Origin of the sequence: Bradyrhizobium iriomotense, from assembly GCF_030160715.1 — a bacterium.
GTDB lineage: Bacteria > Pseudomonadota > Alphaproteobacteria > Rhizobiales > Xanthobacteraceae > Bradyrhizobium > Bradyrhizobium iriomotense.
The window spans coordinates 110,490-124,744 of sequence record NZ_BSOW01000014.1 but is presented as its reverse complement, the minus strand read 5'-3'; the positions used below and the strand labels follow the sequence as shown (position 1 = coordinate 124,744).

Here is a 14,255-nt window from a genome sequence, read left to right as displayed (position 1 = left end):
TGCGACAGCGCTCGATCAGTTCTTGTAGATCTGATCGAAGACGCCACCGTCGGCAAAATGTTCCTTCTGTGCCTTGGTCCACCCGCCGAAAACGTCGTCGATCGTGAACAGCTCGACCTTCGCGAAGGCATTCTCGTATTTCTTCGCGACGTCCGGATCGCGCGGACGATAGAAATTGCGCGCAGCGATTTCCTGACCTTCCTTGGTATACCAATATTGCAGGTAGGCATCGGCCACGCTGCGCGTACCCTTCTTGTCGGCAACCTTGTCGACGATCGTGACCGGCGGCTCTGCGAGGATCGAGAGCGGCGGCGCCACGATCTCGAACTTGTCGGCGCCGAACTCCTTCTGCGCCAGAAACGCCTCGTTCTCCCAGGCGAGCAGCACGTCGCCGACGCCGCGCTCGACGAAGGTCACGGTCGAGCCGCGGGCGCCGGTGTCGAGCACAGGCACGTTTTGATAGAGATTTGCGATGAATTGCTTGGTCTTGTCGACGGAGCCGAACTTCTTCTGCGCATAGCCCCAGGCTGCCAGATAGTTCCAGCGCGCGCCGCCCGAGGTCTTCGGGTTCGGCGTGATGACGGCGACGCCCGGCTTGACCAGATCGTCCCAGTCCTTGATGCCCTTGGGATTGCCCTTGCGCACCAGGAACACGATGGTCGAGGTGTAGGGCGAGGAGTTCTGCGGCAAGCGCGTCTGCCAATCGGCGGCAGCGAGCCCCTTGGCCGCGATCGCATCGATGTCATAGGCGAGCGCGAGTGTCACCACGTCGGCCTGCAATCCGTCGATCACCGCGCGGGCCTGCGATCCGCTGCCGCCATGCGACTGCTTGATCTCGACGCTCTTGCCGGTTTCCTTCTGATAGGCGTTCGCAAACGCCTTGTTGAATTCGACATAGAGCTCACGCGTCGGATCGTACGACACGTTCAAGAGGTTGATGTCAGCGGCGAGAGCCGAGCTTGCCCAGAGGAGGCCTGCCGCGAGCGGAACGATACGGCGGATCATGTCCATCTCCAATTACCTCGACGACATCGGCGTCATCGATGGCATGCGGGCATAACTCGGGTCGAAATCGCCTTAAGTCAACGGAACCGGATTTTCTTGTTTGCGGCGACGTAGCGCGGCTGTGCTACGAAATCTTCATCGTGTGGATGCCGCATTCTGTCTTGGCACGACCGCGCCACCGGCCGGCCCGCTCGTCCTCGCCCTCGGCAGCACGACTGGTGCAAGGCATACACCCAACCGACAGGAAACCTGAGGCCTGAAGCGGATGCTGCGGCAATTTGGCACGCGCGAAGATCGCCTTGATGTCGTCGCGCGAGACATTGGCGAACGGATTGAACTTCAACCGCGCGCCGTCATCCTCGACGACCGGAATCTCGGCGCGCACGCCGCCTTGAAAACGTTTGCGGCCGTTGATCCATGCGGCGAACGGTTTCAGCGCCCGCGCCAGGGGCTCGACCTTGCGGATACGACAGCAGGCGTCGGGATTGGAGAACCAGAGATCACGGTCGGGATCCTCGCGCGTCAACGTTTCTTCCAGTGGCGTGATCGAGCGCACATCCGTCAGGCCGAGCGTTGCGATCAGCGTGTCACGATAGGCGAGCGTCTCCTCGAACAGCCAGCCGGTATCGAGGAACACCACCGGAATGGCCGGATCGACGTCGGCCACCACCTTGAGCAGCGCGGCCGACTCCGTGCCGAACGACGACACGACCGCCAATTGTTCGCGCCCCACGACCTTCAACGCCGCAGCAACGACCTCCCCGGGCGAAGCATCGCGCAACGCGCGATCGAGCTCGCCGACGGACGGCAGCACGGGCGCGGGTGACAATGAACCGCCGGGCGCAATCGCGCTCATGTGCCGACACCTTCCGAATGGCGCAGTTGCATGCGCCGATGCAGCGCCGTGATGCGGCCGTCGCCGGTCGGCTGGTAGAACACCGAATAGCGCTTCACGGTCTGCGTAAAAGCCTCCGCATCGGCCTGCTTCTTGACCTCGAAGCTGTCGAAGCCGGCGCGCAGCATGAACACGAACTGGTCGCGCAGCACTTGGCCCGTGGCGCGCAGTTCGCCACGATAGTCGTGGCGTTCGCGCAGCAGCCGCGACTGGCTGTAGGCGCGGCCGTCACGGAACGTCGGGAACACCAGCGCGACCGCGGCAAGCTTGCCGAGATACGGCACCAGCGCGTCGATGTCGCGATTGTTGGGCCAGATCACGCCGACCTTGCCGGGACGCGCGAGCAAGGCGTCCGCATCCTTCAGGAAGCGATCGCCAGGCACCAGGATATCGCCGGCGGCGGGCAGCGGCGCATCGACATCGAGCTTGACGAAACTATCCTCGACGATCTTTCCGCCCTTAACGAGTGGCATAAACCCGCTCCTTGAATGGTTCGACGCCGAGGCGCTTCACCGTATCGATAAAGAGTTCTTCCGGCCGCTCGCGCAGCGCCAGATAAGCCTCGACGACATCCTCGATCACGTCGGCGACCTCGTCGAACTTCACGCCGGGCCCGATCAGGGACCCAAGCGCCGCGTTCTCGTCGGCGCGGCCGCCGATGGTGATCTGGTAGACCTCCTCGCCGTTCTTCTCGACGCCGAGAATGCCGATATGGCCGACATGGTGGTGACCGCAGGCATTGATGCAGCCGGAGATGTTGATGTGCAGCCGGCCGATCAGGTTGGCGAGCTCGTGATTGGCAAAGCGCCGCGTCAACTCCTGCGCGATCGGGATCGAGCGCGCATTCGCCAGCGAGCAATAATCGAGACCCGGACAGGCGATGATGTCGGTGATCAGGTTGACGTTCGGCGTGGCGAGCCCGAGCTTGTCGAGCGCCTTCCACAGGGCCGGCAGGTCGCGCTTGGCGACATGCGGCAGCGCCAGGTTCTGCTCATGGCCGACGCGGATCTCGCCGAAGGAGTATTTCTCGGCAAGGTCGGCGAGCGCGTCCATCTGCTCGGCCGTGGCATCGCCCGGAGGGCCGCCGGTCGGTTTCAGCGAGATCGTGACGATCGAGTAGCCCTGGACCTTGTGCGGGAACACCGAGTTCTTCCGCCACGCCTCGAAGTCGGAATCGGCCGCGGCCTGACGAAGCTCGTCGGGCATATGCGGCAGCTTCTCGTAAGCCGGATAGCTAAAGCGCGAGCGGATGTCCTCGATCACACCGTCGTCGATCTGGAGCGAGGAGTTGCGGATGTGCTGCCACTCCTCCTCGACCTCGCGCGAAAATTTTTCGATGCCGAGCTCGTGCACCAAAATCTTGATGCGGGCCTTGTAGATGTTGTCGCGCCGGCCGTACTGGTTGTAGACGCGCAGGATCGCCTCGACATAGCTCAGGATGTCGCGGCCATGCACGAAGTGCTTGATGGTCTTGGCGATGAACGGCGTGCGGCCGAGCCCTCCGCCGACCAGCACCTCGAATCCGGTCTCGCCCTTCTCGTTCTTGACGAGGCGCAGGCCGATGTCGTGGATCTTGATCGCGGCGCGGTCATGATCGGACGCGGTGATCGCGATCTTGAATTTGCGCGGCAGGAACGAGAACTCCGGATGCAGCGTGGTGTGCTGGCGGAGCAACTCCGACCAGATGCGGGGATCCTCGATCTCGCCCGGCGCGACGCCGGCCCACTGGTCCGAGGTGACGTTGCGCATGTTGTTGCCGGAGGTCTGCATCGCATGGATGCCGACCTCGGCGAGATCGGCGAGCGCATCCGGCAACTCGGCGAGCTTGATCCAATTGAACTGAATGTTCTGCCGCGTGGTGAAGTGCCCATAGCCGCGGTCATAACGGCGCGCGATATGCGCGAGCCGGCGCAACTGTTCCGAGGACAGCGTCCCGTAGGGGATCGCCACGCGGAACATGTATGCGTGGAGCTGAAGATAGACGCCGTTCTGCAGGCGCAGGATCTTGAACTCGTCCTCAGTGAGCTCGCCCGAGAGGCGGCGCTTCACCTGGTCGCGAAATTCCGAGACCCGCTCGTTGACCAGCGTGCGGTCGATTTCGTCGTAAGCGTACATCGAGAGTGCCTTAAACCTGGGCCTGCGATCCGATGGTCACACCGGTGCGGCGGATCTGCTCGCGCAGGTTTCCGGGGAGGATCTTGCCGTCCTCTCCGACCTGCACGGGTGCGATATAGGCGCCGACTGCGCCGACGTCATCTGCCGTCGACTCTGCAAGCAACGCCTTGGCCTCATCCGAGTTGCGCACGATCGCGGCCTCCGACAGGTCCGCGGACCAGCCCTTGGCGGCGGTGCGGTAGACCACGATGCCATCCCAGGTGCGGTTGGCGGTCACGATCGAGGGGCCGGCGATCTTGATTTTCTTTTGTTCAAGCGGAGAGGTCATTGGGCAGCTTCCAATAGCTCAGAGATGATTTGCCTGGGGGATTGATGGCGAAAGGCGCCGGCATGCCGGACCACATCGCCGATGATGAGAATGGCGGGACCGCCGTCGAGGCGTTTGACGAGCTCGGGCAGATCGGCAAGCGGGCCGATCGCGCCTTGCGCATCGGGGCGCGTGACACGGGCGAACACGCCGACCGGCGTTTCCGGCGAGCGGCCGGCGGCGAGAAGGCCCTCGCGCACCGCGGGCGCTGCGGTCATGCCCATATAAACGACGACAGTCATCCTGGTGTCGGTCAGCGTCGACCAGTCGACGGTTTCGGCATCGCGCGCCTTGTGCGCGGTGAGGAAGGTGATGCGCAGCGCCTCGTGACGATAGGTGAGCGGCACCTCGAAATCCGCGGCGGCACCGAGGCCGGCGGTGATGCCGGGCACGATCGAATAGGCGACACCGGCCGCGCGCAACGCTTCGACTTCCTCGCCACCGCGGCCGAACACGAAGGGATCGCCGCCCTTCAGACGCACCACACGCTGGCCGGACTGCGCGGCTTCGATCATCAGCTTGTTTATGGCGTCCTGGCCAATGCCCGACTTGCCGACACGGCGGCCGACCGGAATGCGCGCCGTGTCGCGGCGGATACGGTCGAGAATTTCAGTTGACACCAGCTCGTCATAGAAGACGACGTCGGCATCCTGGAGCGCGCGCAGCGCCTTGATGGTGAGGAGATCGGGATCGCCGGGGCCGGCGCCGACCAGCGCGACCTGGCCTGCCGGCTTGTCGGCCAGCGCGAATGCGGTGGGATCAGCGACGGCCTTGAGCGCGGCTTCCGCTTCGGCCTTTCGGCCCGCGAGCACCAGCGCGCCGATCGGACCGTCGATCACGCGCTCCCAGAAGCGGCGGCGCAGCGGAAACTCGGCAATCGCGGCGTGAATGGATTTGCGGAAGCCGCCAATGAATTCGGCGAGATCGCCGATTCGAGCGGGCAGCAGCGCCTCGATCTTCTCGCGCACGCGCCGCGCCACGACCGGCGAGGCGCCGCCCGTGCCGACGGCGACCACGACATCGCCGCGGTCGACAATAGCGGGGAAGATGAAGCTCGAATGATCGAGATCGTCCATGACGTTGACAGGCAGCCCGAGCGACCGCGCGCGTGCCGACATCGCCACACCAATGTCACCTGCGCCTGCACATACTATCGCGATGACGCCGGTCAGATCCGCGGTCAGCGGATCGCCGTTGACGAAAGTGATGCGCCCCGCATCGTCAGCACCGACGCCGCTGAGGTCATGATTGTTATCCGTCGCATGCACGCGGATGCGCGCGCCGGCAGCCGCGAGCACGCGCAATTTAGCGCGCAGCAGCTCGCCTGCGCCGATGAGGACCACCGGACCGGTCTTGATGTCGAGAAACACCGGCAAGAAGCGCATACGGTACTCGCTTCCCCAATTACGGGGTTGACTGGAATTATTTTCTATATATGTCTCGTTTCGAGCGCGCAAAGAGAAAATTTTTTCTTCTCTTTCGCGCTGCAACTATAGAATTTTCAGCTCCAAACGCAAAGTGGCAGAGATGCATCTTCTCAAGGACGATTCCGCAGCTGTCGGAGTGAGCCGACCGGCCCTCATCGGGCGCGTGGGCGCGCAAGAATTTTCTGCTGATCTCGCCCCCGGCATGGATCATCTCGACCAGTTGGAAGCGCAGAGCATCTACATCTTCCGCGAGGCCTTCGCCCGGTTGAAGAAGATCGCCCTGCTATGGTCGCTCGGCAAAGACTCCAATGTCATGATCTGGCTGGCGCGGAAGGCCTTCTTCGGCCGCATGCCCTTCCCGGCCCTCCACGTCGATACCGGCAAGAAGTTTCCGGAGATGTATCGCTTCCGCGATCATTACGGAAAGGAGTGGGACCTCGACTTGCGCGTCGAGCCCTGCCCGCCCATCGATGCCGTCGATCCAACGCTGCCGCCGGCCGCACGCTCCGCCGCACGCAAGACCGAGGGCCTGAAGATGGCGCTCGCCAAATACGGCTTCGACGGCCTGATCGCCGGCATCCGCCGCGACGAAGAGGCGACACGCGCCAAGGAGCGCGTGTTCTCGCCGCGCGGCCTAGAGGGCAATTGGGACGTGCGCGACCAGCCGCCGGAGTTCTGGGACCACTTCAATGCCTCGCCGCCGCAAGGCGCACATTTGCGCATCCATCCGATCCTGCATTGGACCGAGGCCGACATCTGGGCCTACACCAAGCGCGAGAACATCCCGATCATCCCGCTCTATCTGTCGCAGAACGGCAAGCGCTACCGCTCGCTGGGCGATCAGGACATCACTAACCCCGTGAATTCGACTGCGTCGACCATCGACGAGATCCTGATCGAGCTCGAGCAGACCAAGGTGCCGGAGCGTGCAGGCCGCGCACTTGACCACGAGACCGAGGACGCCTTCGAGCGTCTGCGGGTCGCCGGCTATCTCTGATTCCTGAGGACGCAACGCGGCAATGAACATGATCGTCACCTCTGCTACGCCGGCAACTCCGAACGGCACCACGCGTCCGCAGGTCCGCATCGTCATCGTCGGCCATGTCGACCACGGCAAGTCGACGCTGGTCGGCCGCCTGCTGCATGAGACCGGCAGCCTGCCCGAGGGCAAGCTCGAGATGCTCAAGGCCGTCAGCGCGCGGCGCGGCATGCCCTTCGAATGGTCGTTCCTGCTCGACGCGCTCCAGACCGAGCGCGACCAGGGCATCACCATCGACACCACGCAGATCCGCTTCCGCACCAATTCGCGCGACATCGTTTTGATCGACGCGCCCGGCCACGCGGAATTCTTGCGCAACATGATCACCGGCGCCTCGCAGGCCGACGGCGCGGTGCTGATCATCGACGCCCTGGAAGGCGTGCGCGACCAGACCCGCCGGCACGGCTATCTCCTCCATCTGCTCGGCGTGAAGCAGGTCGCGATCGTCGTCAACAAGATGGACCGCGTCGATTTCAGCGCCGGTCGCTTCAAGGAGATCAGCGACGAGATTTCGGCGCATCTGAAGGGCCTTGGCGTCACGCCGACGGCGGTGATCCCGATTTCGGCGCGCGACGGCGACGGTGTCGCCGAGCGAACCAACCGCATCGGCTGGTACAAGGGCCCAACCGTCGTCGAGGCGCTCGACCGGCTCGAGCCGGCGCGGCCGCTGGAGGCCCTCGCGCTGCGTCTGCCCGTGCAGGCGATCTACAAGTTCGACGATCGCCGCATCGTCGCCGGCCGCATCGAGTCCGGCAGCCTGGTTGCCGGCGACGAGATCGTGATCATGCCCGCCGGCAAGATCGCCAAGATCAAGACGGTCGAAAGCTGGCCGGTGACGCCCGTCGCCGCTCGGCAGGGCGCCGGCCGCTCGGTCGGCATTACGCTCGACCGCGAGCTGTTCATCGAGCGCGGTGACATCATCGCACATGCGGGCGCAGCGCCGCGCGAGACGCGCCGCCTGCGCGCGCGCATCTTCTGGCTGCACGACAAGCCGCTTGCCAAGGGCGATCAGCTCCTGGTGCGCTGCGGGCCGAAGGAAAGCCGCGCTACGGTCGTTGCCATCGAGAAGGCGGTCGATCCCGGCGAGCTCGAAAGCAGCGAGAACAAGGCGATCGGCCGCAACCATGTCGGCGAGATCGACATTTCTCTTTCGAATCCGATTGCCACCGATCCCTATACCGAGAACCCGCGCACCGGCCGCCTCGTCATCGAGGTGTCCGGCCGCATCGCCGGCGGCGGCCTCGTGCTGTCGGTGGATGCCGGCCAGCGCGCCGTACCCGTCGACATCGTGCCGGTGGAGTCCGCACTCCGCCCCGACGAGCGCTCCGCGCGTTATCAGCACAACGGCGCCGTGGTCTGGCTCACCGGCCTTCCCGCCTCAGGCAAGTCGACGCTGGCCAAAGCGCTCGAGCGCCGTCTATTCACCAATGGCGGCTCGCCGATCCTGCTCGACGGCGACACGCTGCGCGCTGGCCTGAACAGCGATCTCGGCTTCTCCTCCGCCGATCGTAGCGAGAACATCCGCCGCCTCGCCGAGGTCGCGACGCACCTGGCGCGCAACGGTCACATCGCGATCGTCGCCGCCGTCTCGCCCGCCCGCGAGGACCGCGCCACGGCACGCCGCATCGCCGACACGACGTTCCGCGAGATCTACGTCGCGACGCCTGCGGAAGTCTGCGAGAGCCGCGATCCCAAGGGGCACTACGCCAAGGCCCGCTCTGGCGCACTTCAGTCGTTCACCGGCATCGGCAACGACTACCAGCCGCCGCAAGGCGCCGAGCTGACGATCGACACCTCGACGCACTCGGTCTCGGATGCGACGGACGCGATCGAACAGATGCTGAAGACAAGCGGCGTGCTGTTCGACGAAGTCGTGGATCTCGCCGCGAATATTTGAGCAGCTGCTTTCGCTGGCTCGCTCGCTGCATCCTCGCAGGGCAGTGCGTTCCCTCCCCCCTGGCGGGGGAGGGTTAGGGAGAGGGGTCCACACGAGGACTCTCTCGATCAGCACGAACTGATTTCGTCGTCGACTACGGGCACACCTTTTCCTGGGCTACCCCTCTCCCCCGCCCTCCCCCGCAAGGGGGGAGGGAGCGCTGCTGTGCGCGTGGCGCGGAGCCGGGCTCGATCGTGTAAAACGAGCTGCGTCCCACACCTCGCCTTGACATTTTGACAGACCTTTAGGGGCCTTCTCACGGCCCCGGTTTTGAGGCTAATAGGGGCCCGAAACCCGCCGGCGGCGGATGCATTTTGCTGCTTTCGGACCCGAAACCAGCCAAAAAACGCCATTTCCAACAAGAAAGCCCCTCATGAAACGCCACGACGCCCATGGTTTGAAGATCGCCCCTGTTCTCTTCGACTTCATCGCGAAGGAAGCGGCCCCGAAGACGGGGATCGCGCCTGATACGTTCTGGGCCGGGCTTGCCGCGATCGTGAAGGATCTGGGTCCCAAGAACCGCGCACTGCTCGCGGTTCGCGACAGCTTGCAGGCCAAGATCGACGATTGGCATCGCACGAACAAAGGCAAGCCGTTCGACATCAATGCCTATACCGCCTTCCTGAAGGAGATCGGCTATCTGTTGCCCGAGCCTTCAACGCAGAAGGTCGAGACCGCTGATGTCGACGAGGAGATCGGCAAGATCTGCGGGCCGCAGCTCGTCGTGCCGCTCACCAATGCGCGCTACGCGCTGAACGCTGCGAATGCGCGCTGGGGCTCGCTCTATGACGCTTTCTATGGCACCGACGCGATCCCGCATGACGCGGCCGACACCGCCAAGGGCTACAGCAAGGCGCGCGGCGACAAGGTCATTGCAAAAGCGAAAGCCTTCCTCGATGCCGCCGTGCCGCTCGCGACCGGCAGCCACACCGACGTCACCGCCTATAGCGTGGTCGCCGGCCAGCTCGCGGTGAAGCTGAAGAGCGGCAACGCCACCGCGCTGAAGAACGCCGCGCAGTTCGCGGGCTTCCAGGGCGACGCGGCGGCGCCGTCCGCGGTGCTGCTCGTGAACAACGGCCTGCATGTCGAGGTGAAGGTCGATCGCAGCAACACGATCGGCAAGGACGATCCGGCCGGCGTCGCCGACATGATCATGGAGGCTGCCGTCTCCACCATCCTCGACATGGAAGACTCCGTCGCAGCCGTCGATGCCGAGGACAAGGTGCTTGTCTACCGCAACACGCTCGGGCTGATGAACGGCACGCTGTCGGCGGATTTCGAGAAGGGCGGCAAGACGCTGACGCGCGCGCTCAACACCGACCGCAGCTACAAGACGCCGGACGGCAAGGGCGACGTGAAGCTGCATGGCCGCAGCCTGCTCTTGATCCGCAATTGCGGTCACCACATGTTCACCGACGCGGTGCTCGACGAGTCGGGCGAGGAGATTCCGGAGGGCCTGCTCGATGCCGCCGTCACTGGCCTGCTTGCGATCCACGACCTCAAGGGTCTCTCCAAGAGCAAGAACAGCCGCACCGGCTCGGTCTACATCGTCAAGCCGAAGATGCACGGCCCGGACGAGGTCGCGCTGACCTGCGAAATCTTCGGCCGCGTCGAGAAGATGCTGGCGTTGCCGGAGAACACGCTCAAGGTCGGCATCATGGACGAGGAGCGACGCACCACCGTCAACCTCAAGGCCTGCATTCAGCAGGCGTCCAAGCGCATCGTCTTCATCAACACCGGCTTCCTCGACCGCACCGGCGACGAGATCCACACCTCGATGGAAGCGGGTCCGATGATCCGCAAGAACGAGATGAAGGCACAGGCTTGGATCAAGGCCTATGAGGACTGGAACGTCGACATGGGCCTGATCGACGGCCTGCCCGGCCACGCCCAGATCGGCAAGGGCATGTGGGCGGCGCCCGACAAGATGGCGGACATGCTGCAACAGAAGCTCGCGCATCCACAGGCCGGCGCCACCACCGCCTGGGTGCCCTCGCCGACCGCAGCGACCCTGCACGCGCTGCACTACCACCAGGTCAACGTCATCGCGCGCCAGCAGGAGCTCACCAAGGGTGGCCCCCGCGCAAAGCTCTCCGACATTCTCACCATTCCGGTGTCGAAGTCGAACTGGGCGCCCGATGACGTCAAGCAGGAGATCGACAACAACTGCCAGGGCATTCTGGGTTACGTCGTGCGCTGGATCGACCAGGGCGTCGGCTGCTCCAAGGTCCCTGACATTCACGACGTCGGCCTGATGGAAGACCGCGCCACCTTGCGCATCTCCAGCCAGCATCTCGCCAACTGGCTGCATCAGGGCGTCATCACCGAAGGGCAGGTGATGGAGTCGCTCAAGCGCATGGCCGTCGTCGTCGACAAGCAGAATGCCGGCGATGCACTCTACAAGCCGATGGCACCGTCATTCGACGGCGTCGCCTTCAAGGCCGCTTGCGACCTCGTTTTCAAGGGCCGCACGCAGCCGAACGGCTACACCGAGTACATCCTCACCGCACGTCGCCGCGAGGCCAAGGCTGCGGGCTGATAGCCGCACCAGTCGAAACACCGAAAGCCCCGGCCGAGCGCCGGGGCTTTCTCGTTGCAAAGTCCGGTAGCCTGTAGCCCGGATGAGCGAAGCGAGATCCGGGACTGTCATTGAGGCATCCCGGATATCGCTGCGTTCATCCGGGCTACGCTTCCCGCCTAGAACACCGCGAGATATTTCAGCAGCGAGACGATGCCGATGATGATGACGATGACGCGTGCGATCTGCTTCGCGCGGCCGTCCATCGGCAGCATGTTGATGAGATAAAGAACGAGGATGATGACGAGAAAAGTAACGAGTACGCCGACGAGCATCGGAGGCCCCCTTCAGGCAAATTGCTAACGAATTCCTAACGCCGTGCCCGCCGCTTCGGTTCCATTCAAGCAACCCATTACAACTTCTAGTAAATACGTATTTCTACCAACAGAGCCACTGGTTAAAACTTTACCCTTTTGCTTCCAAATGCCGAAACGTTTGCGCCGCACCGCAGGCGGCATTGCTGATTTGAGGACCGCCGCTCCCTGTCTCCATTGTCGGGGCGCTGCTTCCCGAACTTTGAAATGGGAATTGGGGGACTTCGATGCTCAACCGTCTGACCGTATCCGCGCTGCTCAAGGCGGTGATCGCGAGCACGTCGGTCTGCGTGGTGATTGCCCTGTCGCTCACCGCCCTCGAGTCCTGGGACCGCCTCAAGACCGCCAACCGCATCTCGCAAATCGCCGACGCTTCGGCCGATCTCTTCAAGGCGATGCACAATCTGCGCACCGACCGCTCGACCACCAATCGCCTCTTGGGCGCGACCGAGCCGATGGACGGCGAGATCGAGAAATATCTGCGCTCGCTGCGCGAGACCGAGATGCCGGCGATGGCGCGCGCGCTCGACCTGCTGCCGACCATGGAGTTCGCGCAATCGGCCACGCTGGTGCCGGAGCTGGCGCGGCTGTTCAACCTGCTCGGCGAGGAGCAGAAGCAGTTCTGGGACGAGGTGGCCAAGCCGAAGGAACAACGCCGCGCGGGCCTTGCCAAGGAATATATGGAAACGACGGGCAGCCTGCTGGAGACGCTGGACAAGCTATCGAACGTCCTGGCCGCAACCGTCAATCACCAGGACGCGATGATCGACCAGTTGCTGTCGATCAAGCAAAACGCCTGGCTGCTGCGCAACACCGCGGGTGAGGCGTCGCTGATCATCTCGACCGGGCTCAACGCCGGTCGCATCACGCCAGACGTCCGCCTCGCCTATACCCAATATGTCGGCGGCACGACCGCGATGTGGAAGGCACTGGAATTGTCGGCGTCGGGCATGCAACTGCCGCCGGCCCTGTCCTCGGCCTTGACTGCAGTCAAGGCCGCCTATTTCGATCCGCAATATCTGGCCCTTCGCGATCGCCTCGCCAATATGCTCGCCAATGGCGAGAAGGCTGAAATGACGGCGAACCAGTGGACACCGGTGACGGTGGGGCGCCTCGCCAGCGCCGTTGCCGTGGCCGAAACCGCACTCGACGCGGCCAAGAGCCATACGCTGGACCAGCGCGCCGCAGCCCAACATGCGCTCATCATGCAGCTCTCACTTCTGGTGCTCGCGATCGGCCTTGCCGTCGGCGCGATCATGGTGGTGACCCGCCGCGTCATCACCCCGCTGCATGCGATCCGCGACGCCATGCTGAAGGTCGCCGGCGGCGATCTCTCGGTCGACTCTGGCTATCTCGACCGCCAGGACGAGATCGGCGCGCTGGCCGGCGCTCTGGAGACATTCAAGCGGCAGGCCAATGACAAGCTGACGATCGAGGCGCAGGAGCGCGAGCGCAATACAGGCGCCGCGACACGTCAGCGCGCGATCGAAACCTATGTCGGCGAGTTCGAGGGCGTCATCCGCAGGACACTTGGCGAGCTGGGTGAGGCCTCCGGAGAAATGCGCAAGACGTCGGGCGATCTCTCCGCGGTCTCGCGCCAGACCAACGACCGCGTCCAGGTCGCCGGCAAGGCCTCCAACGACGCCTCGATGAGCGTCGACAGCGTGGCCGCTGCTGCCGAAGAGCTCAGTGCCTCGATCAACGACATCAGCCAGCAGGCGGCGCACGCCGCGGGCATCGCCAGCCGCGCGGTCGGTCAGGCGCGGGAGACCGACGGCACCGTGCAGGGCCTGGCGAAATCGGCGGGACGCATCGGCGAGGTGGTCGGCCTGATCAACACCATTGCCGCGCAGACGAACCTGCTCGCCCTCAACGCCACGATCGAAGCTGCGCGGGCCGGCGAAGCCGGCCGCGGCTTCGCCGTGGTTGCCTCCGAAGTGAAGTCACTGGCGAGCCAGACCGCGAAAGCGACGGACGAAATCTCCGAGCAGATCTCCGACATCCAGAAGGTCGCCGGCGATGCCATCAACGCGATCCAGGCGATCGGCGGCATCATCGGCGAGGTCAACGAGGTCGCCACCGCGATTGCCGCCGCCGTCCAGCAGCAGGGCGCGGCGACGCAGGAGATCACCCGCAGCACGCAATTTGCCGCGCAGGGCACCAGGAACGTCTCGGACAACATCACCGGCGTCAAAGCCGATGCAGATGCCGCCGCCGCCGCGGCCGACAACGTCAAGCACGCCTCGGAAACGCTGGAGACCCAGAGCCGGCAGCTCGGCAACCAGGTGACGGATTTCCTCGGCAAGATCCGCGCGGCGTAGGCGACGACGGACTGCAAGCCTTGAAGTCGTCCTGGCGAAAGCCAGGACCATAGCCACCGAATTCTGCAATGGGCAGGCTGCTGGTCCGAGCGTCGCGCCACGCTGGCAGTCGGAGTTGGGTCCTGGCTTTCGCCAGGACGACGGTCGGCAGATGAACATCCAACCGGTCGTCGCGGCCCTTGCCTCGCAGACCAACTCGCCACAACCCGCCGGCTACCCACCACCGCGCGTTACAACTTCCTTTATCCCCTTCTGCGA

At 64.3% G+C, this 14,255-nt stretch carries 11 protein-coding genes; 4 read left to right on the top strand and 7 right to left on the bottom strand.

All coding sequences use genetic code 11. The features are described 5' to 3' along the window. Window positions 1–15 precede the first annotated feature (15 nt). From QQL28_RS20895 to cysG, 6 genes are all read right to left on the bottom strand, one after another. Window positions 16–1,005, bottom strand: coding sequence for a sulfate ABC transporter substrate-binding protein (locus QQL28_RS20895; protein WP_284268300.1), 990 nt, complete (start codon window positions 1,003–1,005; stop codon window positions 16–18). A 124-nt stretch (window positions 1,006–1,129) separates the two neighbouring features. Further along, window positions 1,130–1,861, bottom strand: a complete 732-nt coding sequence (locus QQL28_RS20890; RefSeq protein WP_284268297.1) for a phosphoadenylyl-sulfate reductase — start codon at window positions 1,859–1,861, stop codon at window positions 1,130–1,132. Then, window positions 1,858–2,373 (bottom strand): DUF934 domain-containing protein, encoded by a 516-nt coding sequence (locus QQL28_RS20885; protein WP_284268293.1) that lies wholly within the window; start codon window positions 2,371–2,373, stop codon window positions 1,858–1,860. Before QQL28_RS20885 ends, QQL28_RS20890 begins: the two co-directional genes overlap by 4 nt. Then, window positions 2,360–4,015 (bottom strand): nitrite/sulfite reductase, encoded by a 1,656-nt coding sequence (locus QQL28_RS20880; protein ID WP_284268291.1) that lies wholly within the window; start codon window positions 4,013–4,015, stop codon window positions 2,360–2,362. The genes QQL28_RS20885 and QQL28_RS20880 overlap by 14 nt, the downstream gene beginning before the upstream one ends. Window positions 4,016–4,025: 10 nt before the next feature. Further along, window positions 4,026–4,343, bottom strand: coding sequence for a DUF2849 domain-containing protein (locus QQL28_RS20875; protein WP_284268289.1), 318 nt, complete (start codon window positions 4,341–4,343; stop codon window positions 4,026–4,028). Further along, window positions 4,340–5,767, bottom strand: coding sequence for a siroheme synthase CysG (gene cysG, locus QQL28_RS20870; RefSeq protein WP_284268287.1), 1,428 nt, complete (start codon window positions 5,765–5,767; stop codon window positions 4,340–4,342). The genes QQL28_RS20875 and cysG overlap by 4 nt, the downstream gene beginning before the upstream one ends. A gap of 244 nt (window positions 5,768–6,011) precedes the next feature. Between cysG and cysD the strand changes: the two genes are divergently transcribed. The 3 genes from cysD to QQL28_RS20855 all read left to right on the top strand — a co-directional run bounded on the left by cysD (window position 6,012) and on the right by QQL28_RS20855 (window position 11,323). Continuing rightward, on the top strand, window positions 6,012–6,806 hold the full coding sequence (gene cysD, locus QQL28_RS20865) for a sulfate adenylyltransferase subunit CysD (RefSeq protein ID WP_080134972.1): 795 nt from the start codon (window positions 6,012–6,014) through the stop codon (window positions 6,804–6,806). Between the two features lie 22 nt (window positions 6,807–6,828). Next, window positions 6,829–8,745, top strand: a complete 1,917-nt coding sequence (gene cysC / locus QQL28_RS20860; protein WP_284268285.1) for an adenylyl-sulfate kinase — start codon at window positions 6,829–6,831, stop codon at window positions 8,743–8,745. A gap of 412 nt (window positions 8,746–9,157) precedes the next feature. Beyond that, the gene (locus QQL28_RS20855) at window positions 9,158–11,323 is read left to right on the top strand and encodes a malate synthase G (protein ID WP_284268283.1); all 2,166 of its coding nucleotides are present in this window, start codon (window positions 9,158–9,160) and stop codon (window positions 11,321–11,323) included. Between the two features lie 158 nt (window positions 11,324–11,481). Here the strand turns inward: QQL28_RS20855 and QQL28_RS20850 are convergent, their stop codons facing one another. Next, window positions 11,482–11,637 (bottom strand): Thivi_2564 family membrane protein, encoded by a 156-nt coding sequence (locus tag QQL28_RS20850; protein ID WP_063694217.1) that lies wholly within the window; start codon window positions 11,635–11,637, stop codon window positions 11,482–11,484. A 266-nt stretch (window positions 11,638–11,903) separates the two neighbouring features. On the opposite strand from QQL28_RS20850, the gene QQL28_RS20845 reads away from it, so the two are divergent. Next, window positions 11,904–13,997: a methyl-accepting chemotaxis protein gene (locus QQL28_RS20845; RefSeq protein WP_284268280.1), complete on the top strand. Its 2,094-nt coding sequence runs from the start codon at window positions 11,904–11,906 to the stop codon at window positions 13,995–13,997. Window positions 13,998–14,255 lie beyond the last annotated feature (258 nt).